The sequence below is a fragment of the Sulfitobacter sp. HI0027 genome (assembly GCF_001634775.1).
In the GTDB taxonomy this organism is placed as follows: domain Bacteria; phylum Pseudomonadota; class Alphaproteobacteria; order Rhodobacterales; family Rhodobacteraceae; genus Sulfitobacter.
The window spans coordinates 27740-50785 of record NZ_LWER01000219.1 but is presented as its reverse complement, the minus strand read 5'-3'; the positions used below and the strand labels follow the sequence as shown (position 1 = coordinate 50785).

Sequence of the window (23046 nt, the reverse complement as noted above, 5' to 3'; positions counted from 1 at the left end):
TCAGGTCTTCTACCCCTATCTGATCGGGGGCATCCTGCCGGGAATGATCTGCGCCTCTATCGCCTATTATATCTCGGTACCGGTGCTGCGGGCTTACCAAAAGCGGCGGCGCGGGATGATCAAAGCCAAGTTCGAGGCGCTCAAGCATAAGGCGGCGCAAAAGGCCGAGGCCAAGCGCCACGCGGACTGAGGCTTTCAGGGCATCAATTTTCCGGAAAAACCGCTTCCCCCTATGGGGTTGGCGAAATTTCCGACCTATGGTCGGGCAAGTGATGCAGGGGGAATCGAGATGGCGGATCAACCAAAGCTGAGATTGGGCGTGAACATTGACCATGTGGCGACCGTGCGCAACGCGCGGGGCGGCGCCTATCCTGACCCGCTGCGCGCGGCCAAGATCGCGGAAAAGGCTGGCGCCGATGGCATCACCGCGCATCTGCGCGAAGACCGGCGGCATATCTCTGACGCCGATATCGAAGGGTTGATGGAGGTGCTTTCCGTCCCGCTGAACTTTGAGATGGCCGCCACCGACGAGATGCAAAAGATTGCCCTGCGCCACAGGCCCCATGCCGTCTGCATCGTGCCCGAAAAGCGCGAAGAGCGCACCACCGAGGGCGGGCTGGAAGTCGCCCGCGAGGAGAACAAGCTGGCCCATTTCATCGCGCCCCTGCGTGAGGCGGGCAGCCGGGTGTCAATCTTCATCGCCGCCGAGCCTGCGCAGATCGAAGCCGCCAATCGCATCGGCGCAGAGGTGATCGAACTGCACACCGGCGCTTATTGCGATGCCTTTGCCGAAGGCCGCTGGGACGAGGCGGATGTCGAGCTTAACAAGCTGCGTGAGATGTCGAGTTTTGCAGCTTCCCTCGGGCTTGAGGTTCATGCCGGACACGGGCTGACCTATGACACGGTGACCCCCATCGCCGCCTTTCCGGAGGTGCGCGAACTCAACATCGGGCACTTCCTGATCGGAGAGGCGATATTCCTCGGGCTGGAACCCGCCATAACCGAAATGCGCCGCCTGATGGATGAGGCCCGCGAGGGCTAAGCCCGCCGGTCTTCGGTGGCGAAAATCCACTCAATGGATGCCTTCTTCTGGACCCAAAACGGCTTTGACTGCGTTGGGCTGCCAGACTGGTTAACAAACCTAAGGAGGCACCAATGAGCGACCATATCGACACACTGAAGAAACTCCACACCCGCCTGATCGACAGCCGCGACGGCTATCGTGAATCCCGCAAGCAGGTCTCGGATGAGGCCGCTTTCGTCGGCTTCTTCGACCAGCGCATCGCTGAGCGCGAGAAGTTCCACACCGAATTGCACCGCCAGTTGGGCGTCGACGGCGTGGATGTCTCCGAAGAAGGCTCCGCCGCGGCATCGGCCCACCGTGGTTGGCTGAAACTGCGTGACGCGGTGACCGGCGATGACGAAGCCGTCTATGACGAAATCGTCAACGGCGAAACCGCATTGATCGAAAACTACGACGATGCGATCAAAGCCACCGCTGGCCGCCCCGGTTATGAGTTCCTGACCGAGCAGCGTGCCTCTGTGCAGCGCGCCATTGATGAGGCGAAAGCCGAAAAAGCGCGCCACGCCACAGCCTAAGCTGCGCGACATCCCGAGTTTAACGCCGTTCCGTTCCGCGGGGCGGCGTTTTCGCGTCGTATTGCTGCTTTTCCTCGGCAACGGCGCATGATCTATTGTCGGTAAAGGGCGCATCGGCCCTGTCACGCGACAAGAATGGCACTCAATGATCCTCGGCATCGGTACTGATTTGGCAAATATCGAGCGTATCCAAGGCACGCTCGACCGCTTTGGCGACCGTTTCCGCAATCGTGTTTTTACGGACGTGGAACAACGCAAGGCCGAGCGTCGCCGCGATGTCGCGGGAACTTACGCCAAACGCTGGGCCGCGAAAGAGGCCTGCTCAAAGGCGCTTGGCACCGGGCTGCGCATGGGCATTGCATGGCGCGACATGGCGGTCAGCAATCTGCCCACCGGCCAACCCGTGATGGAAGTGACCGGTTGGGCCGCCGACCGTCTGGCCGCGATGACCCCGCCGGGGCATGAGGCAATCATCCATGTCACCCTGACCGATGACCACCCCTGGGCGCAGGCCTTTGTCGTGATCGAAGCGCGCCCCCTTGCCGATTGAGACCGCTCAGGCTGGCGTGCGCCGCCGTTTCGCGTCATATGCACGCGGGACAGGCCGATCCGGCCCCGCGTCACTTGACTTGGCCCGCACGGCCCCGCATGTAACCCCAAACCGATATGTCAGGAGCGCCGCATGGCCGCCAAGGAAAAAACCGGCAACGCCTTTGTCGAAACCATCAAGACAATCTTCTGGGCGCTGCTGATCGCCGGTGTCTTTCGGACCCTGTTCTTCCAGCCCTTCTGGATCCCTTCGGGGTCGATGAAAGAGACGCTGCTGATCGGCGATTTCCTTTTCGTGAACAAGATGGCTTACGGCTATTCCTATGCGTCTTGCCCCAGCCTGATGCTCCCCGGTGTCGGGATCGAGATTGACGCCAAGGATGTCTGCGGTGTCTTCGATGGCGATAATGAGCGTCTCTTCGGGTCCGAGCCTGAGCGCGGCGATGTGGTGGTCTTCCGTCACCCCGTATCGGGCCGCGACTACATCAAGCGTCTGATTGGCCTGCCGGGGGACAAGGTGCAGATCCAAAACGGCGTCATCAGCCTGAACGGCACCCCGGTCAAAGTCGAAGATGCAGGCACCTTTGAAGAGGTCATGGCCCCGCAAGGCCCACAACAACTGCGCCCGCGTTGCGAAAACGGCCCCGTCGGGCAGGGCGGCACCTGCCTCAAAAGCCGCCAGATCGAAACGCTGCCCAATGGCGTCTCGCATCCGATCTTGAACATCACCAACCAGCAGTCGGACAACACGGGCGTCTATACCGTGCCTGAGGGGCATTACTTCTTCATGGGCGACAACCGCGACAATTCTGCCGATAGCCGGTTGGCGCAGCGCGCCGGTGGCGTGGGTTTCGTGCCGTTTGAGAACCTAATTGGCCGCGCGGATCGCATCATGTTCAGTTCTGCCGGGCGTTCGATGCTGTTCTTCTGGACATGGCGCAGCGACCGTTTCTTCGAAGCTGTAAGATGAAGCTAAGCGGAGACCTCAAAGCCTTTGAGGCGCGGATCGGCCATCACTTCGGCAAGCCGGACGTGCTGGTGCGCGCCGTGACCCATGCCTCTATGTCCTCGGCCAACCGCGACGACAACCAGCGCTTGGAGTTTCTGGGCGACCGGGTGCTGGGCCTCGTCATGGCCGAGGCGCTGCTGGCGCTGGATCCCGGTGCGACCGAGGGGCAGTTGGCCCCGCGGTTCAACGCATTGGTGCGCAAGGAAACCTGCGCCGATGTGGCGCGCGAGATCGATCTGGGAAAGGTGCTGAAACTGGGCCGGTCTGAGATGATTTCGGGCGGGCGGCGCAAACAGGCGCTTTTGGGCGATGCGATCGAAGCGGTTATCGCCGCCGTCTATTTGGATGGCGGGTTTGACGCGGCCAAAGACCTCGTGTTGCGGCTGTGGGGCAACCGGCTGAAGACCGTCAAGGAAGATGCGCGTGATGCCAAGACCGCGTTGCAGGAATGGGCGCAGGCGCGCGGGCTGAACCCGCCGCGCTATGTCCAGACCGACCGCAGCGGCCCCGACCATGCGCCGGTCTTTACCATTACCGCGCGGCTGGACAACGGCGCCGAAGCCGCCGCCACCGCGCCCTCAAAACGCGCCGCCGAACAGGCCGCCGCCAGCACATTGCTGCGGCAATTGGAGAAGAACTCATGACCACCCGTGCCGGATTTGTTGCCCTGATCGGAGAGCCCAACGCGGGCAAATCCACGCTGCTGAACCGCATGGTTGGGGCCAAAGTCTCGATCGTGACGCATAAAGTCCAGACCACCCGCGCCCGCATCCGTGGCGTGGCGATGGAGGGCGACGCGCAGCTTGTCTTCGTCGACACGCCTGGCCTGTTCCAACCGCGCCGCCGGCTTGACCGTGCCATGGTCGCCGCCGCCTGGGGCGGGGCTGCGGATGCCGATGTGATCGTGCTGCTAATCGAAGCGCACCGTGGCATGACCGAGGGTGTCGAGCGTATCCTTGAGGAGCTTGGCAGCATCGCCAAGGGCCGCCGCGTGGCGCTGGCGATCAACAAGATCGACCGCGTTGAGGCGCCTGTGTTGTTGGGGCTGACCGAAAAGATGAACGCAGCTTTCGATTTCACCGAGACTTTCATGATCTCCGCCGAGCGTGGCCACGGTATCGACACGCTGCGCCAGTGGCTGGCCGGAGAGGTGCCGGAAGGCCCGTGGCTCTACCCCGAAGACCAGATTGCCGACCTGCCGATGCGCAATATCGCGGCCGAGATCACCCGCGAGAAACTGACCCTGCGGCTGCATCAGGAACTGCCCTATCAGCTCACGGTCGAAACCGAGAATTGGGAAGAGCGCAAGGACGGCTCGGCCCGGATCGATCAGTTGGTCTATGTCGTGCGCGACGGTCACAAGGGCATCGTGCTGGGCAATAAGGGCGAGACGATCAAGGCCGTGGGTAAAGCGGCGCGGGAAGAGCTTGAAGAGTTCCTTGGCCGCAAGGTGCATCTGTTTTTGCAGGTCAAGGTTCGCGCCAATTGGCTGGAAGAGGCCGAGCGCTATTCCGAGATGGGCTTGGATTTCAAAGATGGCAACGACTGAGCGTAAAGGCCAGCCATGCCGCATCTGACCGCGCGTTTCTGGGTCGACGCCTATCTCACCCGGCTGCGTTTGCAGGATATCCCGGCCTTTGTTGTGGCTCATGGCGATGACACGGGCGGCGCTGTGCTGGTGAAACTGGCGACGCTGGACGGCAAAGCAGTGCTGTTTCAACGCTCTTTTGATTTGATGACCGGCGACCGGAAGTGGATTGAGCTGGCTTCGGGTGACGAGGCTGAGGTTGACGCCACCGTCGCCCGCCAACGCAGCTTTGACCCGGACCTCTGGGTGATCGAAGTCGAAGACCGGCAGGGCCGCCACCTGTTGGACGAACCGGGGCTCACCTGATGGAATGGCGCGATCAGGGCATCCTGCTGAGCGCGCGGCGACATGGCGAAACCTCGGCCATCATCGAAGTTTTCACTCCCGAACAGGGCCGCCATGCCGGGATCGTGCGCGGCGGCACCAGCCGCAAGATCGCCCCCAGCCTGCAGCCCGGCGCGCAGCTTGATCTGGCATGGCGCGCGCGGTTGGAGGACCATATCGGGGCCTTCACGGTCGAGCCTTTGCGGAGCCGGGCTGCAGTGGCGATGCAGGACCGACTGGCGCTGGCGGGGTTGAATGCGGTGACGGCGCTTTTGTCCTTTTGTCTGCCCGAACGCGAGCCGCATCCGGCGCTCTACCGCCGCACCGAAGCGCTGCTCGATCTTCTGGGGCAGGGGGAGGTCTGGCCGCTGGCCTATCTGAAATGGGAGCTGCGTCTGTTGGAAGAGATGGGCTATGCGCTCGATCTGGAAAGCTGCGCGGTAACCGGGGTGAGCGAAGAGCTGATCTATGTTTCGCCCAAGTCGGGCCGTGCGGTCTCGGCCAAGGGCGCGGGGGAGTGGGCGGATCGTTTGCTGCCATTGCCGACAGTCCTGCGCGGCGGCACGGGGAGCGATGCGGAGATTGCCCAAGGCTTGGTGACCACGGGCCATTTCCTGACCGCGCATCTGGCGCGCGATCTGGGGGGCAAACCCCTGCCGGAAGCCCGCGCGCGCTTTATCGATGCTTTCAGTCGGCGGCTTTGAAGATCAGTCGTTCGCCGCTTTCATCCGATAGGATCAGCGTGTCGCCCAATACATCCGAGATGGTCACCTCTCCTAAAGCATTCAGAAACGCCGTCTCTGCCGCGAGGTCCGGGCAGGCGCGGCGCGTGGCGGCGATATGACCCGCGTCGAACCACGGGTAGGGCACCGTCATCGCGGCGCTATAGGCGTTGCAGGGGGCCTCTCCGGCGATCTTGCCAGCTTCCGGAAAGGTCAGGGTCGCACGGGCGTCGAAGGGGGTGCCGTCCAGTTCCACCAAGGCCCATGTCTTGTCTCCGCCGCCATAGGCACGAACGGTTTCGTCACTCTGGCATTGCGGCAGAGCACTGAGGGCGGCGAGGATCAAAAAGCTGCGCATGGGCTGTCCTTTGGGTTGAAACGCCGCCTATGTCCTCGACATCGGCAGCGCTTGCAACCCCGGCGCGTTAGCCCAGCAGCCGCCGCGCGATAACCTGCGCTTGGATTTCCGCCGCACCCTCAAAGATGTTGAGAATCCGCGCGTCACAGAGCACCCGGCTGATCTTGTACTCGAGCGCGAATCCATTGCCGCCGTGGATCTGCAGGCCGTTGTCGGCGGCGGCCCAAGCGACCCGCGCGCCGAGCAGCTTGGCCATGCCTGCTTCGACATCACAGCGCCGTCCGGCGTCCTTTTCAAAGGCGCTGTAATAGGTCAACTGCCGCGCGATCATTAGTTCCACCGCCATCATCGCCAGCTTGCCCGACACGCGGGGGAAGTTGATCAGCGCCTTACCGAACTGCTTGCGGTCCTGGGCGTATTGCATCGAGATATCGAGCGCCGATTGCGCCACGCCAATGGCGCGGGCGGCGGTCTGGATGCGGGCGGATTCAAACGTCTCCATCAGTTGTTTGAAGCCGCGTCCCTCTTCGCCGCCAAGAAGGTTCTCACCCTTCACTTCGAAACCGTCGAAGCCAAGTTCGTATTCTTTCATGCCGCGGTAGCCGAGCACCTCAATCTCTCCGCCGGTCATGCCGGGGGTGGGGAAGGGGTTGGCATCGTCGCCGGGGGTCTTTTCGGCCAAGAACATCGACAAGCCACGGTGGTCTGTGGTCTCAGAATCAGTCCGCGCCAACAGTGTCATCACATGGGTGCGCGCGGCATGGGTGATCCATGTCTTGTTGCCGGTGACCTTATAGTCGTCCCCGTCCTTGACCGCACGGGTGCGCAGGCTGCCGAGGTCCGACCCGGTGTTCGGCTCAGTGAAAACCGCCGTGGGCAAAGTCTCGGCGCTGGCGATGCGGGGCAGCCATTTCTCTTTCTGCGCGTCGGTGCCGCCGCAGAGGATCAGTTCCGCCGCGATTTCCGAACGGGTGCCAAGCGAGCCCACACCGATATAGCCGCGCGAAAGCTCCTCGCTGACCACGCACATCGACGCTTTGGTCAGGCCGAGCCCGCCGTATTCCTCGGGAATGGTCAGGCCGAAGACACCCATTTCGGCCAGTTCTTCGATCACTTCGATAGGGATCAATTCGTCTTTCAGATGCCAATCGTGGGCATAGGGTTCGACCTTTTCGACCGCGTAGCGGCGGAACTGGTCGCGGATCATTTCAAGCTCTTCATCAAGCCCGCTGACGCCAAAGGTCACATCGGCGCTGCGCTCCTGCATCAGCTCCACCAGACGGCTGCGCGCGGCTTGGGTGTTGCCGCCGCGGGTCAGGGTGGTGATCGACGGCGCGTCGAGCGTGGCCTGATCCTCAGCGCTCAGCCCCAAATCTTGCAGGCGCAGTATCTCGCCTTGGTTCATCTGGATGCCGCCGCGCATCTGGCAAAGGTATTCGCCAAAGCCGATCTGGTGCAGCAGTTGCTCAACCTCGCCAAAGCGCCCGTCATCCTGCAGCCGTTCGGCCCAAAGCTGCATCTGTCGCAGCGCTTGGACATAGGTGGCGAGCCATGCGAGCCCGTGAGCGGCGGTTTGGTTGGCCTCGATCAGCTTGGCTGAGACGCGATCCCCCTCGCTCACCTGCGCGCGGACGGCGGCGGTGGCGGTTTCCAGCAGCCGATCCAACGGCGGCAGCGTCGCGCCGGTGAGCCCGATCAGATCGTCGAGAATTACGCTATGCATCGTCATATCCTGACCATCATGTGCCATGAGCTGTCCTTTCTTGCTTGGGGAAGACATAGACCTTTCGCAGTCGCAGCACAACAAAGATACGTTTTACTGCAGCATTTTGTTTTAATCTTGCGTGCTTATTTTTGACGTGCGGCTGCCCAAGGGGGTGCTATGTAGCGGTATGGACAGTATTTTCCCCTTTCTCACCCCGTTCGAATTCTATGCTGCACTTGCAATCGGCCTCTGTGGCGGGTTCGTGAAGGGCGTTGTCGGTTTTGCTCTGCCGCTCGTACTCATATCTGGTCTCACGACCTTTATGGCGCCCGAATTGGCGCTGGCGGGGCTGATTCTGCCGACGGTGCTGGCCAATGCGTTCCAAGCGCTGCGGCAGGGGCCGCAGGCGGCGCTGCGTTCGATCCGGTTGTTCTGGGTTTTCTTGGTTTGCGGCGGCGTGATGCTGGTGCTCTCCGCGCAGATGGTGCGGCTGGTGCCCGCCACCGTGATGCTCTTGATGATCGGGGTGCCGGTGGTGCTGTTCGCGCTGCTGCAACTGTCCAAGCATAAATTCCACCTGCCGCAGCGCTCGGCCAAGGTTGAGGCGCTGGTGGGCGGTTTTGCCGGGGCTGTCGGAGGGATATCGGGCATCTGGGGGCCGCCCACGGTGGCCTATCTCACCGCGCTCGGAACCGAGAAACATGACCAGATGCGAATCCAAGGTGTGATCTACGGGCTGGGCGCTGTGGCGCTTTTGGCGGCGCATATCGGGTCAGGAGTGCTGAATGCGCAGACATGGCCGTTTTCCGCGCTGTTGATCCTGCCGGTAATGCTGGGCGTCTGGCTGGGCAGCAAGGTGATGGACCGGGTGGACCCGGTGCTGTTCCGCAAGATGACGTTGCTGGTGCTGATGGTGGCGGGGTTGAACCTGATCCGACGGGCGATCTTTTAAGCGGGTCCAGAAATAAGCGTGCAGCATGACCAGCTATCATCAGCCTATGCCAATGGATTGGCGATTTGGCAAGGTTTGGCTCGCACTAGGCCGTGCACATCATGGGGGCGGCATAGTGGCAAGAGGCGAGACAGATCAGCGACCAGTAGGCAGGGGGTGGTCTAAAGATTTTGATCGCAAAGCATCGTTTGCCATGGTCAAATCGTGCGTATCATTTGTAGGGGCTGTTGCGCTAGCGCTCTCATCGCTTCTTCGAAGCGACTGCCGCGCGACGCCTTTTGCTTTGCAAAAGGCTTGGTGGAGCCTAGCGGGATCGAACCGCTGACTCAGAGTAGCCGCGAAGCGGATGCGCGTCAGTCAGCCCCTCTATCGGGTGATACTTATCTTATATCTGAAAGGGGGATGATGGTGGAGCCTAGCGGGATCGAACCGCTGACCTCCTGCATGCCATGCAGGCGCTCTCCCAGCTGAGCTAAGGCCCCATCGTGGATCGTGTGATCCGGGTCGTTCTGTGCCGCTAATTAGGCGCTGGCGGAGGCGGGATCAAGCGGAAAATTGACCCCGCCGCCGATTAATTAATCCTCGTCGTCCGAGGCCACATCGGCCAGATCGTCGAGCGGAACTGTATCGTCATCATCGTCGTCGTCATCAAGGATATCGTCATCCAGATCCACGTCGACCGCATCATCGTCATCGACCAGCGATTCGTCGTTCGCCTTGTCGCCCTTCTTGGCTTTGGCTGTGACCGCATCCTCGGCATCCGCCGCGATCATGCGCGACTTGGAGTTGTCGACCTCGACCTCTTCGCCCGTGTAGGGGCTGATGATCGGATTCTTATTGAGGTCATAGAAGCGCTTGCCCGTAGTGGGGCACAGGCGCTTGGTTCCCCATTCTTCGTTGGGCATGAAACACCCCTTTATAATATTGCTGTTGCGTGTAGATGATTCCGGCCAAGTGCCATATGAGGGGGGCACTGTCAAAGGCTTTGGCCTCTATCTAGGGACGTTGCTCCGGTAATGAAAGACCCTGTGCTGCCCGGCAACCCGCCGATTCCGCTGATCCTGCGCCGTTCGGCGCGCGCGCGACGCATCTCTTTGCGGATCTCGCAGTTGGACGGGCGGGTCACCCTGACCATGCCCAAACGTCTGGCCGAGCGTGAGGCTCTGGCCTTTGCCGAGACCAAACAGGACTGGATTCGCCAGCATCTTGCCGCGCGGGGCGAGGATGTGATCGTGGCGCCGGGGGCTGAGGTGCCGGTGGGCGGCAAGGTGCTGCGGGTGCGCGGCGGGCAGGGGCGTGAGATGCAAGGGAGGGGCGTGCGGATCGGCCCCGAAGAAATCTTCGTGCCCGGCCCGAAGGAGAGCATCGGCAAACGTCTTGCGGCGCATCTGCGCGAAGTGGCCCGCGACCGCCTCGCCGGGGCCTGTGACGACTATGCCGCGCTGCTGGGCAAGCCCTACGCCCGGATCACCCTGCGCGACACGCGCTCTCGCTGGGGGTCTTGCACCAGTGATGGCAGGCTGATGTTCTCGTGGCGGCTGATCATGACCCCGCCCGAGGTGCTGGATTATGTCGCTGCCCATGAGGTCGCGCATCTGGCGCAGATGAACCACTCGCCCGCCTTCTGGGCCGAGGTCACGCGGATATACGGTGATTATCAGGCCCCCCGCCAATGGCTGCGCGACCATGGCGGCGGGCTGCATCGCTACCGGTTCTAGGCAAGGGTCGCAAAGCGCGCCTTCAGCAGTGCTTCGGCATATTCATCCTCGGCCGTGCTGTCATGCACCACGCCACCACCGACATTCAGCCGCAACCGCCCATCGGCGTGGCAGGTTGCCGTGCGGATTGCCACGTTGAACTGCATGGCCCCCGTGGGGGCGATCCAGCCCACCGCCCCGCAATAGGCATCGCGTGGCGTGGGCTCTAGCGCGCGCAGGATCTGCATGGCGCGAATTTTCGGCGCGCCGGTGATAGAGCCACAGGGGAAAAGCGCGTGAAAGATCTCGGCCAGCCGCTTGCCCGGCAAGACCTGCGCCGTGATCCGCGAGGTCATCTGGTGCAGGGTCTCATAGGTTTCGATCTCGAACAGTTTCGGCACTTCGACACTGCCCACGTCGGCGATCCGGCTGATGTCATTGCGCAGCAGGTCCACGATCATAAGGTTCTCGGCCATGTTCTTTTCCGAAGCAGCAAGATCGGCGCGCAGCTTGGCGTCTTCATGGGCGTCCCGCCCCCGCCGCGCGGTGCCCTTCATCGGGCGCGCGGTCAGGTGTCCGTCCGCGGTCAGCGCAAAGAATAACTCAGGCGAGCGTGACAGCAGGACCGGGCTACCAAGATCGACGAAGGCCCCATGTTCCACCCGCTGGCGCTGCCGCAGCCGGGCATAGAGGGCGGCAGGCGTGCCGCTATAACGCCCCTCCATCCCAAAGGTCAGATTGGCCTGATAGATATCTCCGGCTGTGATGAAGTCCTGCACCTGCGCAAAGGCGGCCTCATACTGGGCAAAGTCCCAATCCGGCGTCAGGGCAGACAGGTTTGCATCCCCAGTTGTGTCGTCGAAACGGTGCGGTTGCGGCGCATCAAACACCCCGAAACGCAGCAAGGGCAGCCCGCGCTTCGTAGGCATCAGGTCGCGCAGCTTACCAGAGCCGAGGTAGCCCAGCTCATAACTCGCATAGCCAGCAAGCCACGCGCCTCCCGCCTGCGCCGCCTCAAGGGCTGCAAAGGCTGTGGGCACCTCTGCGGGGGTCTGGGCACTGATGATCCGCTGGGGCGCGTGAAAACCCGTGCCGCTTCCCAGCGGGCCAGTGTCAAAGAGGACGCAAGGACCAGCCATGCCGCGCCTTAAAAGTCCGCAGGCACGCGCATGTCGCGCAGCGGGCGGACGATATCGATGGATTCTTGGTAGATCGGGTGCGCCTTATAGGCGGCCAGCGCCTCGGCGTCGGGGAATTCGGCATAGACAACCACATCCACATCGCCCGACAGCGCGTCGACACGGGTGTTTTCGCAGATCTCGAAGGTAGTCGAATGCGGGATGTCGGCCAGTTTCCAAAGCCCCGCCACGATCGTGGGCAAGTCTTTGGGGTCTTTGGCCGAGAAAAAGACCACGTGACGGATGAAGTTTCGTTTGGTCAAGGCGCGTCTCCTTTGGCGGTTTTATCCCCGATAAATCGCCGCAGGGTCCGGGACAACGGGTGATCGTGCTCAGCGCCGCAAAATGCCGCGCTTGACGGGTGGCTAATTTGTGATCACAACCGCATCATGAACCTCAGCCCCCGCCCTGTCGAGGCCACACCACTGGCCCATGATCGTGTCTACCGCCGCCTGCGCGCGCGGATCATGCACGGCGATCTGCCGCCCGGTCATGCCCTGACCCTGCGCGGCATCGGTAAGGAATATGAGGTCTCGATGACGCCCGCGCGCGAAGCGGTGCGGCGTTTGGCGGCCGAAGGCGCGCTCACGATGTCGGCCTCTGGGCGCATCTCCACCCCCGAACTCAGCAACGAACGGATCGAAGAATTGGCCGCCCTCCGCGCGCTTCTGGAGGTCGAACTCGCTTCTCGCGCCTTGCCGCGCGCACATATGGCGCTGATCGAGCGGATGCAGACCATCAACACCAATATCGCCGAGGCCGTGGCCCACCGCGATGCGGTCAGCTACATCCGCACCAACCTCGAATTTCACCGCACGCTTTATCTGCGCGCCCAAGCACCCGCCATGCTCGCCATGGCGGAAACGGTTTGGCTGCAACTCGGCCCCACCATGCGCGCGCTCTATGGCCGCCTGCGCCGGACCGAGCCGCCGCATTTCCACCGGCTGATCATCGCCGCTTTGCGCGCCGGGGATGAGCCGGGGCTGCGACTGGCGGTGCGCTCTGATGTCACCCAAGGTCTGCGGATGCTGGCCAGTTAACTGTTAGCCCCCCGCTCAACTCGCCGCGCCCTCTTTTGGCGGCGCGGGAGGTTCGACCATCCAATGCGTGCCGGTTGATAAAATACAGCTCATGCCATCAGCCCTGCTTATCAACACGGTAAAGCTGCCGCTTTCAGCCGAGGCAAAGACTTCGATCAGCGCGTTCGGGTTTTGCAGGCCCCGCGCCGAAAGGGTCTCGCCATAGGCGGCTTCCAATTGCGAAGCGAGCGCCGCACGCGGGGCGCAGGCCAGAGCCTGAGCAAAGACCGGTGGCCCGGTGCAGGCCATGCCAAAAAGCAGGGCGGCGGTGAGAATACGTTTATACATGACAGGCTCCCTTGTGCTGTGGTCAACAAGGGCATCCGGCGGCACAGGGGTGTCGCAGACGCCCTGTAGTATAAATATCGGCTGCGTCGGGGCCGTTTGCAAATCACACCGGGTCACATATGCGGCGCTTGACAGGTGCGCGGCAGAGGCGCATCTATGCTTCATGGAACAGACCTGCTTCACAACAGTCTATTATCCCCGCTCCTAACCGGCGCGGCACCTATTCCCATATCCACAAGCCGCCACAGCGCGGCTTTGCTTGTCTCCCTGTGGCGATCACAGAAAGAGACGGCATGCCCCCCATTCGACCCGTCCAAAAGTCCGATCTACCAATGGTCCTCGATCTGGCCCATGCGCTTGCCGCCTACCACGGCGACACCGCCACACTCACGCTGGCCGCTCTGGAACGAGACTGCCTTGGCCCCACGCCTTGGCTGACACTCTTGGTCGCCGAAGGCGCGACCGGCCTGCATGGCTATGCGGCGCTCTGCCCGCAGATGCAGTTGCAATTCGGCGCAAGGGGGATGGACCTTCACCACCTCTTTGTCTGCGACACCGCGCGCGGGCGCGGCATCGGCAAAGCACTGGTCGACGCCGCGCTGGACCATGCAAAGGCGCAGGGATGCAGCTATGTGACGGTGGGAACAGATACAAAAAACCGGCGCGCGCAGGGGTTCTACCGCGCCGCCGGTTTCGATCACATCACGCCTGATCCGCGTTTTCGGCGGCGGCTGGCTTAGGCAGCCAGTCCTTTTCGGCCCATCTCAAGGAACTTGGTCCGGCGCTCTTTGACCAAAGTCTTGCCGTCCTTGCCGTCGAGTTCCTTGAGCATGGCTTCGATCGACTTGCCCACTGCGTTGATCGACTCTTCGGCATGACGATGCGCGCCGCCCATCGGTTCCGGAATGATCTGGTCAATGACACCAAGGGTCTTAAGCTCATTCGCCGTCAAACGCATCTGCTCGGCGGCTTCGCGCATCTTCTCGCTGTCTTTCCACAGGATCGACGCACAGCCTTCGGGTGTGATCACCGAATAAACCGAATGTTCCAGCATCGCGACACGGTTCGCCGTGGCAAAAGCCACCGCCCCGCCAGAGCCGCCTTCGCCGACGATCACACTAATCAGCGGCACACCAATCTGCAGACATTTTTCCGTCGAGCGGGCAATCGCCTCAGACTGGCCGCGCTCCTCTGCACCCTTACCGGGATAGGCCCCGGGCGTGTCGACGATGGTGACCACGGGCAGGTTAAACTTATCCGCCAGTTCCATCAGCCGCACGGCCTTGCGATAACCCTCAGGCCGCGCCATGCCGAAATTACGCTCAATCCGGCTCTTGGTGTCATTGCCCTTCTCATGGCCAATCACCACCACCGGCGTATCGTTAAACCGCGCCAGCCCGCCCATGACGGCCAGATCATCGGCAAAATTGCGGTCGCCGGCCAGCGGCGTGAATTCCGTAAAAAGCGCCTCGATATAGTCTTTGCAATGGGGCCGCTCTGGATGACGCGCCACCTGACATTTGCGCCATGGCGTCAATGAGCCATAAAGGTCTTCGAGCATCCCCGCCGCTTTTTTGTCCAGCGCGCGGGCCTCATCGGTGATGTCCATCTCTTCGTTGGACCGGGCCAATGCCCGCAGCTCTTCCGCCTTGCCTTCGATCTCGGCCAGCGGTTTTTCGAAATCCAAATATTGGGTCATTGCATGCTCCGGCTTGTTGCCCTGTTATATGGAGCGCAACGCGCCGGTTTGCAACGCGGGTTTGACAGGCAGGCAAGCGCACGCCCTTACCACTTCATCCTTTTTCAAATACCCTCGGGGGTCCGGGGGCAGCGCCCCCGGCGGCTGGCCGCAGTCGCTCAGCCCCCGGCGATCATCTCGGACTGGCGCACAATCACCTCGGCCTGTTTAATGCTGGCGATGTCCACCAGACGCCCCTTATAGACAGTCGCGCCCTCACCCTTCGCCTTGGCCTCTTCCATCGCGGCAAGGATTTCGCGCGCTTCGGCGACGGCTTCGTCCGAGGGTGTGAACACCTCGTTGCTCAGCGCCACCTGCTTGGGGTGGATCGCCCATTTGCCAACCATGCCCAGCGTGGCCGATCGCCGCGCCTGCGCGCGGAAACCCTCGTCATCCGAAAAATCGCCAAAAGGTCCGTCGACCGGCAGCACGCCATGGGTGCGGCAGGCGGCGACGATGGCGGCCTGCGCCCAGTGCCACGGGTCCGACCAATGCTTTTGCTCACCGCGCTGCATATAGTAGTTTTCCTGCGTGCCGCCGATGCCGGTGGTCTGCATGCCCATGGAGGCAGCGAAATCCGCGGCCCCCAGCGACATCGCCTGCAAACGCGGAGAAGAGGCGGCGATCTCTTCCACATGGGCGATACCGGCGGCGGATTCGATAATCACCTCAAAGCTGATCTTCTTCTCTCGCCCCTTGGCGGTCTCGACCGCCGTCACCAGCGCGTCGACGGCATAGACATCCGCCGCGCAGCCCACCTTGGGGATCATGATCTGGTCGAGCCGCTCGCCCGCCTGCTCCAGCAGTTCCACCACGTCACGGTACCAATAGGGCGTGTCCAACCCGTTGATCCGGACCGAAAGTGTCTTCTTGCCCCAGTCGATCTCCGAGATCGCCTTGATGATATTGGCGCGCGCGCTGTCCTTGTCCGAAGGTGCCACGCTGTCTTCGAGGTCGAGGTTGATCACATCGGCATCCGAGGCCGCCATCTTTGCAAAGATCGCCGGGCGGGAGCCGGGGCCGAACAATTGGCAGCGGTTCGGGCGGGCAGGGGCGGCAGGCTGAATACGGAAGCTCATGGGGCACCTATGGGTAATTTTGTTTCATCATCAGTCTCCATTCTGGTATGAAATTGCGCTGCCAATCGCAAGGAGGTTTTCGCAGTCGCAGCATTTCAATGATTTTTGTGGCCTCACGGCGCAGCGCACGAATTTTGCGCAGCCAACGGTAATTTGCGGGAAATGCTGCGCATTTGCCTGCAGATGCGTCGACAACGCCACGCACTTGCGTATTCTCACGCGCAATATGCGGACAAATTTAATGCCGGAGGCTTGCCATGATCAAAACCCCCTATCTGCTGTTTTTGGGCGACGCGCCCGATGCTCTGTCTGCCAAGGTTGCCCAAGGCATCAAAGACTGGCGCCCCGACAACGCGGTCGGTCAGTTCCGCATGGAGGGCTGTAAGGCCGACCTCGGCCTGCAAGACATGACGCTGGCCGAAGCGCGTGAGGCAGGGGCCGAGACATTGGTCATCGGTGTCGCCAACCGTGGCGGCAAGATCAGCGCGGCTTGGAAAGAGGTGCTGATCGAGGCGCTGAACATGGGCTTCGACATCGCCTCGGGCCTGCACAACCTGCTGCGCAACGAAGCCGATCTGGTCGCCGCCGCCGAGGCGAATGGCACAACCCTGCATGACGTGCGTGTGCCCAGCGTCGAATATCCCATTGCAGACGGTAAGAAACGCAGCGGTAAGCGGGTCTTGGCCGTGGGCACCGATTGCTCGGTCGGGAAAATGTACACCGCCCTCGCGCTTGATGAGGCGATGCGCGAAAAGGGCATGAAAAGCACCTTCCGTGCCACGGGCCAGACCGGCATCCTGATCACTGGCGAAGGCGTGCCGCTGGATGCCGTGATCGCCGATTTCATGGCCGGGTCGGTGGAATATCTCACGCCCGACAATGATGACGACCATTGGGATATCATCGAAGGGCAGGGTAGCCTGTTCCATGTCTCCTACTCAGGCGTGACCATGGCGCTGATCCACGGCGGCCAACCCGATGCGCTGATCCTCTGCCATGAGCCAACCCGGACCCATATGCGCGGCCTGCCGGAATACAGCTTGCCCAGCATGGAAGCGGTCCGCGACGTGGCGCTGACACTGGCCCATGTGGCGAACTCCGCCTGCAAGGTCGTCGGCATTTCGGTCAACACCTACCACATGTCCGAAGCCGAGGCGGATGCCTATCTGGCCGAAGTCGAAGAGCGTCTTGGCCTGCCTGCGGTCGATCCCTTCCGCCAAGGGGCGGCGCGACTGGCCGATGCGCTGGCGGCGCTATGACCATGCAGATCGACGTTACCGCTGATACGTTCAAACTGGCGCAGGTCTTTACCATCAGCCGTGGTTCGCGGACCGAGGCCAAGGTTCTGACCGTGCGCATCACCGATGGTGGCGTGACCGGCTGGGGCGAATGCGTGCCCTACGCGCGCTACGACGAAACGCTCGAATCAGTCACGGCTGAGATTAACGGCCTGCCCGACAATTTCACCCGTGCCACGCTTTATGATCTGCTGCCCGCCGGGGCGGCTCGCAACGCTGTCGATTGCGCGCTGTGGGATCTGGAAGCCAAACGCGCGGGCAAGCGCGTTTGGGAACTGGCCGGGCTGACCGCGCCGGGGCCAGAGGTCACCGCCTATACTTTGTCACTGGACGACCCCGAAGCGATGCGCGCGCAGGCCGCGAAACACAGCCATCGGCCCCTGCTCAAGATCAAGCTCGGCACGCCTGATGACATGCCCCGGCTCGAAGCCGTGCGCGCAGGTGCGCCCGATGCCACCATCATCATCGACGCCAATGAGGGCTGGTCGGCAGAGGTCTACGCTGACCTTGCGCCCCATCTGGTGCGCCTTGGCGTGGCATTGGTCGAACAACCCTTGCCCGCAGGGGACGACGACGCGCTCTTAGGCATGGACCGCCCCGTACCCGTGTGTGCGGATGAGAGCTGCCATGACCGTGCCAGCCTGCCCGGCCTCAAGGGCAAATACGATGTGGTGAACATCAAGCTCGACAAGACCGGCGGGCTGACCGAAGCGCTGGCGTTGCGCGATGCGGCGCGGGCCGAAGGGTTCGACGTGATGGTCGGCTGTATGGTCGGATCGTCGCTGGCGATGGCTCCGGCGACGCTGGTGGCCCAAGGCGCGAAGGTGGTGGATCTTGACGGCCCGCTGCTTCTGGCCGAAGACCGCGACAATGCTTTGAAATTCGACGGCGCGGGCGTGCATCCCCCCGTAGCCGCGCTCTGGGGGTGACCATGCGAACTGTCTATGTAAACGGCGAATACCTGCCCGAGGATCAGGCCAAGGTCTCGATCTTTGACCGGGGGTTTCTGATGGCCGATGGGGTCTATGAGGTGACGAGCGTGCTGGATGGCAAGCTTATCGCTTTTGACGGCCATGCCGAGCGTCTGACCCGCTCAATGAACGAGCTCGACATGCGTGCGCCTGCGACCACCGAGGAACTGCTGGAGATTCACCGCGAGTTGGTGCGGCTGAACGAGATCAAAGACGGGCTGATCTATCTTCAGGTGACGCGCGGGTCGGACGGCGACCGTGATTTCGCCTTTCCCGATCCCGAGACCACCGCGCCATCGCTGGTGCTGTTCACCCAGTCGAAACCGGGGCTTGCCGACAACCCTGCCGCCCGTGATGGCATCCGCGTCATCAGCATCGAAGACATCCGCTGGGGCCGTCGCGACATCAAAACGGTGCAGCTTCTCTACCCATCGATGGGTAAGATGATGGCCAAGAAGGCCGGTGTTGAGGACGCTTGGATGGTCGAAGACGGTTTCGTCACCGAAGGCACCTCAAACAACGCCTATATCGTTAAGGACGGCAAGATCGTCACGCGCGAGACCTCCAGCGACATTCTGCACGGCATCACCCGCAAGGCGGTGCTGGAACTGGCCCGCGAGGCGCAGATGCAGGTGGAGGAGCGTAACTTTACCATCGAAGAGGCACAGCAGGCGGATGAGGCGTTTGTGACCTCGGCCAGTGCTTTTGTGACCCCCGTAGTTGAGATTGACGGCGCCAAGATCGGCAGCGGCACGCCGGGCAAATTGGCGCCCCGTCTGCGGGAAATCTATCTCGAAGAGATGCGCAAAACCGCGATCTGAGTTTCAGAACCGCGATAAAACCAGCCCCGCCGCCACCAGCGCGGCGGCGGCGATGCGGGTGGGAGTTATGGCCTGCACCGTCAGGCCCAAAAGCCCCGTCGCATCGATGACCAGCGCCGCGCTTAGCTGGCCGAGGATCAGGGCTGAGATCACCGTCAGCGCGCCCAACGTCGGGATCGCCCAAAGCACCGACCAGACGTAGAACGCCCCCAGCACACCACCCAGCAGCAAGACCGGCGAAGCCGAAGCCGCGCGGGGCAGGGCGCCCAACTCTCCGCGCATCAGCAAGACCCCCAGCAGGATCGCGAACCCCACGCCAAAGGACACCGCCGCCGCAGCGACCCCGCTGCCGATGTTGCGGCCCAAGGCGGCGTTGATCGGGGTCTGCAGGGCGACAGCCGCGCCCGCGACGGCCACGACGATAAGGGCAAGGATTGGGGTGTTCATGATGCCTCCGGCTTTGGCTTGGCCCAGCATGTAAGATGGCCCGCCGGACGCAAGGGCTTTCGCAGGTCTGACCATCACGGATAGTGTGGCGCAAAGTGAGGAGGCCATGATGCGCAACGAGATTGACCGGGCAGAGATGGAAGCCGCCGTGGGGTGCGAATTAGGCGTCTCACCATGGTTCATGATGGATCAGGCGCGGATCGACGCCTTTGCCGATGTGACCGAAGATCACCAGTTTATCCATGTCGATCCCATCCGCGCCGCAGAAACCGACTTCGGCGGCACCGTGGCGCATGGGATGCTGACCTTGTCGATGATGTCGGGCATGGCTTATGGCGCGTTGCCAGTGATGACGGGGGCCAAGGCGTCGATCAACTACGGGTTCGACAGCGTGCGTTTTATCGCGCCTGTGCATTCTGGCAAGCGTATCCGCGGCCGGTTCACATTGGCCGAGGCGCAGACGCGGGGGCGGGGCGATCTGATGGCCCGCCTCGCCGCCACGGTTGAGATTGAGGGGGCCGACCGACCCGCGGTCAAGGCGGATTGGCTCGTGCTCTACCAGTTTTAGCCGCCCCCTCGGTGTGCGGTTAGCCGTATTCTACAAGGGTGATGTTCGGTATGTCCGCTTCGGTCAGCCCTTCCAATATGCCAAAGGATAGGCCCGCTCTTTGCAGCAACACCGCTTCGCGGTCCGGATCGTAGACCATCTCCAGCGGGTCTTCAGCGTAGTAATCGACGGCCAGCAGATCCTCGTCTGTATCGAAATCGGTGATTACCACGGCAGGGGGGCCGGGATCATTTGTATAGGTGAGGTTAAACAGGTCTCCGTCCTCGCCGCCGGTTGCGATGTCGCCGTTGTCGAGTGTCATGCGGTCATTGCCTGCGCCACCATAGACCGTGTCGGCCGAGGCATCGTTATCCAACGTATTGAAAGTGTCGTTACCTTCTCCGCCATAAAGCTGGTTAAAGCCTTGACCATCTTGGATGAAATCATTGCCCGCCCCACCATAAATCGTGTCATTCCCTGCATCGTCGGAATCATAGGGTACGCTGTCATTGCCAGCGCCTAGGAATATCCAGTCGTCGCCCGCGCCCCCGGAGATCGTATCGTTGCCCGCTCCGCCATAAATCGAGTCATCGTCGTTTCGACCGCTGATATTGTCGTCACCGGCGCCGCCATCGATGTTATCATTGCCATCACCGCCGATGCCGCGATCTGCGCCGTTGCCAAGGTTGATTATGTCATCCCCGTAATCGCCCCAGACGCGATCATTACCACCACCGGAATCAATCACATCATCGCCATCGCGACCGGCGATATCGTCAGTGTTATCACTTCCGGTAATCGTATCGTCGCCGCCACGCCCGGTGATAAACCCGCCTTCGTCCCGCGCGACGATGACATCATCGTCATTGCTGCCATGAAAGGATTGAACGTCATCGGGTACAAGTAAGGTATCCATTGATGTATCCGTGGGTTCAGGCGGATCTTCGGGGCGGTCATCATCTGAATCGTCGTCGTTCAAGTTAAGGATGAGGCCGAGGCCCAGCAAAGCTGGAAGTGCGAAAAAAGCGAGCATGAGGCAGTATCTCCTGATGGGAATACGCCAACACTCAGTGAAAAATTTACCTAAATCAAGTTATGTAAAATTTCTTTGTTGCCCAACTGCGAACAGTAGCGGCGCTATAACCGCTACTGTATCTACATGGTATTCAATATTCAGCTTTTACCGACATTCTCCTCAAACGCGGTTTTGAACGCCTCTTTCTGACTGTCCTTCGCATCCGTCTGATGATTGGCTTTCCACTCGTCCATTGTCATCCCGTAGAACAGCTCGCGGGCCTCTTCCTTGCCCATGTCGATGCCACGCTCATTGGCGGCTTCCTGATACCAGCGCGACAGGCAGTTGCGGCAAAACCCGGCGAGGTTCATCATGTCGATGTTCTGCACATCGGTCCGGTCTTCCATCAGGTGTTTCTGCAACCGGCGAAAGGCGGCGGCTTGCAGTTCGATCTCTTGTTGGCTGGGCATTGCAGCTTCCTTCTCATATCACTGGACGAAACCGCGAGGGACCGTCATTCTGATGAAACCTTTGACAGGCACTCATGGGGGCGCTAGGCCACCGGATAGGCGATGTTATCGTTAACATTCGCTTTGGGGACATAGGACACGAAGGAACAGATATGAGACGTTTGCGCAATGTAAAGATCGTGGCCACACTCGGGCCAGCCTCCGAAACCCGAGAGGTGATCGCGGCATTGCACAACGCCGGTGCAGATGTTTTCCGGCTCAACATGAGCCACGGCAGCCATGAAGAGATCCGCGAAAAGCACCGTATCATCCGCGAGATCGAGAAAGAGACTGGCGGCGCGATCGGCATTTTGGCTGACCTTCAGGGGCCGAAGCTGCGCGTGGGCGTTTTCGAGGGCGACGGGCCGACCTTGGAAGAAGGGGCATCCTTCCGGCTTGATCTTGATGAGGCGCCGGGCGATGCGGCCCGTGTTTGCCTGCCCCATCCCGAAATTTTCGCAGCCCTTGAGCCGGGCGCGAGCCTGTTGGTGAATGACGGTAAAATCCGTCTGAAGGTGCGCGACTGCGGTCCTGATTTTGCCGATTGCGAAGTCGTGACGGGCGGTGTGATCTCGAACCGCAAGGGCGTAAACGTGCCCGACGTGCTGCTGCCCTTGGCCGCCCTGTCCGAGAAGGACCGCGCTGATCTGGAGTTCGTCTGCGAGTTGGGGGTCGATTGGCTCGCCCTCAGCTTTGTCCAGCGGCCCGAGGATGTGACCGAGGCGCGCGATCTGGTCAAAGGCCGGGCGGCGATCCTGTCGAAAATCGAAAAGCCCGCCGCGGTGGAGCGTTTCGAGGCGATCTTGGATGTCAGCGACGGCATCATGGTGGCGCGCGGCGATCTGGGCGTGGAACTGCCCGTGCAGAACGTGCCGCCGATCCAGAAGCGTCTGGTGCGCAAATGCCGGGCGGCGGCCAAGCCGGTGATCGTGGCGACTCAGATGCTCGAATCGATGATCGAAAGCCCGATGCCGACCCGCGCCGAAGTGTCGGACGTGGCCACGGCGATCTACGAAGGCGCGGATGCGGTGATGCTGAGTGCGGAATCAGCCGCCGGGGATTACCCGCTGGAGGCCGTGGCGACGATGGATAACGTCGCCCAAGAGGTCGAGGCCGATCCGACCTATACGCAGATCATCGAATCTTCGCGCACCGCGGACCGTACCACCGTGGCCGACGGGATCGTCGCCGCCGCCCGTGAGATTGCCGAGACGACGGACATCAAGGCGATCTGCTGTTTCACCCAATCGGGCACCACCGCGCTGCTGACCGCGCGCGAACGCCCCCGCGTGCCGATCATCGCGCTGTCGCCACTGGTCAATACCGCGCGCCGTCTGGCGCTGAGCTGGGGCACGAATTGCATCATCACCGATGGGCATGACCGGTTCAAACTGGCCGTCCTCAGCGCCGCGCGGGCGGCATTGTCAGAGGGCTACGCCGGGCCGGAGGATCATATTGTGGTGACCGCCGGTGTGCCTTTCAACGTGCCGGGCAGCACCAATATTCTGCGCGTGGCACCCTGTGACGAACGTTTGATTTACGCCTCCGATCCGGAGTAGCCTTTCCTCAACTA

Annotated in this window: 28 protein-coding genes, 1 tRNA gene and 1 pseudogene; 18 read left to right on the top strand and 12 right to left on the bottom strand. The window is 61.8% G+C overall.

Going from position 1 to position 23046, the window contains the following annotated elements; translation table 11 throughout:
* From A3722_RS14170 to recO, 9 genes and pseudogenes are all read left to right on the top strand, one after another.
* Positions 1-190 (top strand): annotated as a pseudogene (locus A3722_RS14170) (DUF2062 domain-containing protein); the annotation flags it as partial.
* Positions 191-289: 99 nt separating this feature from the next.
* Positions 290-1042 carry a pyridoxine 5'-phosphate synthase gene (locus A3722_RS14165; protein ID WP_067627712.1) on the top strand — a complete coding sequence of 251 codons (753 nt, stop codon included), beginning with the start codon at positions 290-292 and terminating at the stop codon, positions 1040-1042.
* A 113-nt stretch (positions 1043-1155) separates the two neighbouring features.
* On the top strand, positions 1156-1599 hold the full coding sequence (locus A3722_RS14160; RefSeq protein ID WP_067627704.1) for a PA2169 family four-helix-bundle protein: 444 nt from the start codon (positions 1156-1158) through the stop codon (positions 1597-1599).
* A 145-nt stretch (positions 1600-1744) separates the two neighbouring features.
* Positions 1745-2149 carry a holo-ACP synthase gene (acpS, locus tag A3722_RS14155; protein ID WP_067627706.1) on the top strand — a complete coding sequence of 135 codons (405 nt, stop codon included), beginning with the start codon at positions 1745-1747 and terminating at the stop codon, positions 2147-2149.
* 132 nt (positions 2150-2281) lie between these two features.
* Positions 2282-3118 carry a signal peptidase I gene (gene lepB / locus A3722_RS14150; protein ID WP_067916223.1) on the top strand — a complete coding sequence of 279 codons (837 nt, stop codon included), beginning with the start codon at positions 2282-2284 and terminating at the stop codon, positions 3116-3118.
* Positions 3115-3801 (top strand): ribonuclease III, encoded by a 687-nt coding sequence (gene rnc, locus A3722_RS14145; RefSeq protein ID WP_067626292.1) that lies wholly within the window; start codon positions 3115-3117, stop codon positions 3799-3801. Before lepB ends, rnc begins: the two co-directional genes overlap by 4 nt.
* Complete coding sequence (era, locus tag A3722_RS14140) at positions 3798-4706, top strand: GTPase Era (protein WP_067626294.1); 909 nt, start codon at positions 3798-3800, stop codon at positions 4704-4706. Before rnc ends, era begins: the two co-directional genes overlap by 4 nt.
* A gap of 15 nt (positions 4707-4721) precedes the next feature.
* Positions 4722-5051 (top strand): DUF1491 family protein, encoded by a 330-nt coding sequence (locus A3722_RS14135; protein ID WP_067626296.1) that lies wholly within the window; start codon positions 4722-4724, stop codon positions 5049-5051.
* On the top strand, positions 5051-5773 hold the full coding sequence (gene recO / locus A3722_RS14130) for a DNA repair protein RecO (protein WP_067626298.1): 723 nt from the start codon (positions 5051-5053) through the stop codon (positions 5771-5773). Before A3722_RS14135 ends, recO begins: the two co-directional genes overlap by 1 nt.
* Here the strand turns inward: recO and A3722_RS14125 are convergent.
* Both A3722_RS14125 and A3722_RS14120 read right to left on the bottom strand, forming a co-directional pair.
* Positions 5757-6149, bottom strand: coding sequence for an META domain-containing protein (locus A3722_RS14125; protein ID WP_067624750.1), 393 nt, complete (start codon positions 6147-6149; stop codon positions 5757-5759). The two genes, recO and A3722_RS14125, sit on opposite strands and share 17 nt — an antisense overlap.
* Positions 6150-6216: 67 nt before the next feature.
* Positions 6217-7899 (bottom strand): acyl-CoA dehydrogenase family protein, encoded by a 1683-nt coding sequence (locus tag A3722_RS14120; RefSeq protein ID WP_067624753.1) that lies wholly within the window; start codon positions 7897-7899, stop codon positions 6217-6219.
* A gap of 142 nt (positions 7900-8041) precedes the next feature.
* Between A3722_RS14120 and A3722_RS14115 the strand changes: the two genes are divergently transcribed.
* Entirely contained in the window at positions 8042-8806 is a 765-nt protein-coding gene (locus tag A3722_RS14115) for a sulfite exporter TauE/SafE family protein (protein WP_067624757.1), read from the top strand.
* A 406-nt stretch (positions 8807-9212) separates the two neighbouring features.
* On the opposite strand, the gene A3722_RS14110 is transcribed toward A3722_RS14115, so the two are convergent.
* Positions 9213-9288, bottom strand: a tRNA-Ala gene (locus A3722_RS14110).
* Between the two features lie 93 nt (positions 9289-9381).
* On the bottom strand, positions 9382-9711 hold the full coding sequence (locus A3722_RS14105; RefSeq protein WP_067624760.1) for a TIGR02300 family protein: 330 nt from the start codon (positions 9709-9711) through the stop codon (positions 9382-9384).
* A 111-nt stretch (positions 9712-9822) separates the two neighbouring features.
* Here A3722_RS14105 and A3722_RS14100 point away from each other — a divergent pair, with 111 nt between their 5' ends.
* Positions 9823-10524, top strand: a complete 702-nt coding sequence (locus A3722_RS14100; protein ID WP_067624763.1) for a M48 family metallopeptidase — start codon at positions 9823-9825, stop codon at positions 10522-10524.
* Here A3722_RS14100 and A3722_RS14095 read toward each other — a convergent pair.
* Positions 10521-11642 carry an aminodeoxychorismate synthase component I gene (locus A3722_RS14095; RefSeq protein ID WP_067624767.1) on the bottom strand — a complete coding sequence of 374 codons (1122 nt, stop codon included), beginning with the start codon at positions 11640-11642 and terminating at the stop codon, positions 10521-10523. The two genes, A3722_RS14100 and A3722_RS14095, sit on opposite strands and share 4 nt — an antisense overlap.
* A gap of 8 nt (positions 11643-11650) precedes the next feature.
* The gene (locus tag A3722_RS14090) at positions 11651-11944 is read right to left on the bottom strand and encodes a Dabb family protein (protein ID WP_067624770.1); all 294 of its coding nucleotides are present in this window, start codon (positions 11942-11944) and stop codon (positions 11651-11653) included.
* A 126-nt stretch (positions 11945-12070) separates the two neighbouring features.
* Here A3722_RS14090 and A3722_RS14085 point away from each other — a divergent pair, with 126 nt between their 5' ends.
* The gene (locus A3722_RS14085) at positions 12071-12721 is read left to right on the top strand and encodes a GntR family transcriptional regulator (RefSeq protein ID WP_067624773.1); all 651 of its coding nucleotides are present in this window, start codon (positions 12071-12073) and stop codon (positions 12719-12721) included.
* Between the two features lie 15 nt (positions 12722-12736).
* Here A3722_RS14085 and A3722_RS14080 read toward each other — a convergent pair whose 3' ends face one another.
* Positions 12737-13048, bottom strand: coding sequence for a hypothetical protein (locus A3722_RS14080; RefSeq protein WP_067624776.1), 312 nt, complete (start codon positions 13046-13048; stop codon positions 12737-12739).
* A gap of 293 nt (positions 13049-13341) precedes the next feature.
* Between A3722_RS14080 and A3722_RS14075 the strand changes: the two genes are divergently transcribed.
* The gene (locus A3722_RS14075; RefSeq protein WP_161487430.1) at positions 13342-13788 is read left to right on the top strand and encodes a GNAT family N-acetyltransferase; all 447 of its coding nucleotides are present in this window, start codon (positions 13342-13344) and stop codon (positions 13786-13788) included.
* On the opposite strand, the gene A3722_RS14070 is transcribed toward A3722_RS14075, so the two are convergent.
* Complete coding sequence (locus A3722_RS14070; RefSeq protein ID WP_067624781.1) at positions 13785-14747, bottom strand: acetyl-CoA carboxylase carboxyltransferase subunit alpha; 963 nt, start codon at positions 14745-14747, stop codon at positions 13785-13787. The two genes, A3722_RS14075 and A3722_RS14070, sit on opposite strands and share 4 nt — an antisense overlap.
* Before the next feature lie 158 nt (positions 14748-14905).
* Positions 14906-15865, bottom strand: coding sequence for an L-malyl-CoA/beta-methylmalyl-CoA lyase (locus A3722_RS14065; protein ID WP_067624784.1), 960 nt, complete (start codon positions 15863-15865; stop codon positions 14906-14908).
* Between the two features lie 257 nt (positions 15866-16122).
* Here A3722_RS14065 and dgcN point away from each other — a divergent pair, with 257 nt between their 5' ends.
* The 3 genes from dgcN to A3722_RS14050 are packed head-to-tail and all read left to right on the top strand — an operon-like array spanning position 16123 to position 18955.
* Complete coding sequence (gene dgcN, locus A3722_RS14060) at positions 16123-17124, top strand: N-acetyltransferase DgcN (RefSeq protein WP_067624787.1); 1002 nt, start codon at positions 16123-16125, stop codon at positions 17122-17124.
* A gap of 2 nt (positions 17125-17126) precedes the next feature.
* Positions 17127-18092: an N-acetyl-D-Glu racemase DgcA gene (gene dgcA, locus A3722_RS14055; RefSeq protein WP_067624914.1), complete on the top strand. Its 966-nt coding sequence runs from the start codon at positions 17127-17129 to the stop codon at positions 18090-18092.
* Between the two features lie 2 nt (positions 18093-18094).
* Positions 18095-18955, top strand: coding sequence for a D-amino-acid transaminase (locus A3722_RS14050; RefSeq protein WP_067624790.1), 861 nt, complete (start codon positions 18095-18097; stop codon positions 18953-18955).
* Positions 18956-18958: 3 nt separating this feature from the next.
* Here A3722_RS14050 and A3722_RS14045 read toward each other — a convergent pair whose 3' ends face one another.
* On the bottom strand, positions 18959-19402 hold the full coding sequence (locus A3722_RS14045) for a DMT family transporter (RefSeq protein ID WP_067624917.1): 444 nt from the start codon (positions 19400-19402) through the stop codon (positions 18959-18961).
* A 109-nt stretch (positions 19403-19511) separates the two neighbouring features.
* Between A3722_RS14045 and A3722_RS14040 the strand changes: the two genes are divergently transcribed.
* Positions 19512-19970 (top strand): MaoC family dehydratase, encoded by a 459-nt coding sequence (locus A3722_RS14040; RefSeq protein ID WP_082849493.1) that lies wholly within the window; start codon positions 19512-19514, stop codon positions 19968-19970.
* Positions 19971-19989: 19 nt separating this feature from the next.
* Here A3722_RS14040 and A3722_RS14035 read toward each other — a convergent pair whose 3' ends face one another.
* The gene (locus A3722_RS14035; protein ID WP_067624796.1) at positions 19990-20982 is read right to left on the bottom strand and encodes a calcium-binding protein; all 993 of its coding nucleotides are present in this window, start codon (positions 20980-20982) and stop codon (positions 19990-19992) included.
* Between the two features lie 140 nt (positions 20983-21122).
* Positions 21123-21434, bottom strand: a complete 312-nt coding sequence (locus tag A3722_RS14030; RefSeq protein ID WP_067624799.1) for a DUF1244 domain-containing protein — start codon at positions 21432-21434, stop codon at positions 21123-21125.
* Positions 21435-21586: 152 nt separating this feature from the next.
* Between A3722_RS14030 and pyk the strand changes: the two genes are divergently transcribed.
* On the top strand, positions 21587-23032 hold the full coding sequence (gene pyk, locus A3722_RS14025) for a pyruvate kinase (protein ID WP_067624802.1): 1446 nt from the start codon (positions 21587-21589) through the stop codon (positions 23030-23032).
* The last annotated feature ends 14 nt before the right edge of the window (positions 23033-23046 follow it).

Bases quoted from the DNA above. Each gene is read 5' to 3' on its own strand.
- A3722_RS14105 (WP_067624760.1), bottom strand. From the start codon at position 9,711: ATGCCCAACGAAGAATGGGGAACCAAGCGCCTGTGCCCCACTACGGGC.
- A3722_RS14165 (WP_067627712.1), top strand. From the start codon at position 290: ATGGCGGATCAACCAAAGCTGAGATTGGGCGTGAACATTGACCATGTG.
- pyk (WP_067624802.1), top strand. From the start codon at position 21,587: ATGAGACGTTTGCGCAATGTAAAGATCGTGGCCACACTCGGGCCAGCC.
- A3722_RS14070 (WP_067624781.1), bottom strand. From the start codon at position 14,747: ATGACCCAATATTTGGATTTCGAAAAACCGCTGGCCGAGATCGAAGGC.
- lepB (WP_067916223.1), top strand. From the start codon at position 2,282: ATGGCCGCCAAGGAAAAAACCGGCAACGCCTTTGTCGAAACCATCAAG.
- dgcA (WP_067624914.1), top strand. From the start codon at position 17,127: ATGCAGATCGACGTTACCGCTGATACGTTCAAACTGGCGCAGGTCTTT.
- A3722_RS14040 (WP_082849493.1), top strand. From the start codon at position 19,512: ATGCGCAACGAGATTGACCGGGCAGAGATGGAAGCCGCCGTGGGGTGC.
- A3722_RS14045 (WP_067624917.1), bottom strand. From the start codon at position 19,402: ATGAACACCCCAATCCTTGCCCTTATCGTCGTGGCCGTCGCGGGCGCG.
- A3722_RS14125 (WP_067624750.1), bottom strand. From the start codon at position 6,149: ATGCGCAGCTTTTTGATCCTCGCCGCCCTCAGTGCTCTGCCGCAATGC.
- acpS (WP_067627706.1), top strand. From the start codon at position 1,745: ATGATCCTCGGCATCGGTACTGATTTGGCAAATATCGAGCGTATCCAA.
- A3722_RS14085 (WP_067624773.1), top strand. From the start codon at position 12,071: ATGAACCTCAGCCCCCGCCCTGTCGAGGCCACACCACTGGCCCATGAT.
- A3722_RS14050 (WP_067624790.1), top strand. From the start codon at position 18,095: ATGCGAACTGTCTATGTAAACGGCGAATACCTGCCCGAGGATCAGGCC.
- recO (WP_067626298.1), top strand. From the start codon at position 5,051: ATGGAATGGCGCGATCAGGGCATCCTGCTGAGCGCGCGGCGACATGGC.
- era (WP_067626294.1), top strand. From the start codon at position 3,798: ATGACCACCCGTGCCGGATTTGTTGCCCTGATCGGAGAGCCCAACGCG.
- dgcN (WP_067624787.1), top strand. From the start codon at position 16,123: ATGATCAAAACCCCCTATCTGCTGTTTTTGGGCGACGCGCCCGATGCT.
- A3722_RS14095 (WP_067624767.1), bottom strand. From the start codon at position 11,642: ATGGCTGGTCCTTGCGTCCTCTTTGACACTGGCCCGCTGGGAAGCGGC.
- A3722_RS14080 (WP_067624776.1), bottom strand. From the start codon at position 13,048: ATGTATAAACGTATTCTCACCGCCGCCCTGCTTTTTGGCATGGCCTGC.
- A3722_RS14120 (WP_067624753.1), bottom strand. From the start codon at position 7,899: ATGGCACATGATGGTCAGGATATGACGATGCATAGCGTAATTCTCGAC.
- A3722_RS14035 (WP_067624796.1), bottom strand. From the start codon at position 20,982: ATGCTCGCTTTTTTCGCACTTCCAGCTTTGCTGGGCCTCGGCCTCATC.
- A3722_RS14100 (WP_067624763.1), top strand. From the start codon at position 9,823: ATGAAAGACCCTGTGCTGCCCGGCAACCCGCCGATTCCGCTGATCCTG.
- A3722_RS14065 (WP_067624784.1), bottom strand. From the start codon at position 15,865: ATGAGCTTCCGTATTCAGCCTGCCGCCCCTGCCCGCCCGAACCGCTGC.
- A3722_RS14115 (WP_067624757.1), top strand. From the start codon at position 8,042: ATGGACAGTATTTTCCCCTTTCTCACCCCGTTCGAATTCTATGCTGCA.
- A3722_RS14030 (WP_067624799.1), bottom strand. From the start codon at position 21,434: ATGCCCAGCCAACAAGAGATCGAACTGCAAGCCGCCGCCTTTCGCCGG.
- A3722_RS14160 (WP_067627704.1), top strand. From the start codon at position 1,156: ATGAGCGACCATATCGACACACTGAAGAAACTCCACACCCGCCTGATC.
- rnc (WP_067626292.1), top strand. From the start codon at position 3,115: ATGAAGCTAAGCGGAGACCTCAAAGCCTTTGAGGCGCGGATCGGCCAT.
- A3722_RS14135 (WP_067626296.1), top strand. From the start codon at position 4,722: ATGCCGCATCTGACCGCGCGTTTCTGGGTCGACGCCTATCTCACCCGG.
- A3722_RS14075 (WP_161487430.1), top strand. From the start codon at position 13,342: ATGCCCCCCATTCGACCCGTCCAAAAGTCCGATCTACCAATGGTCCTC.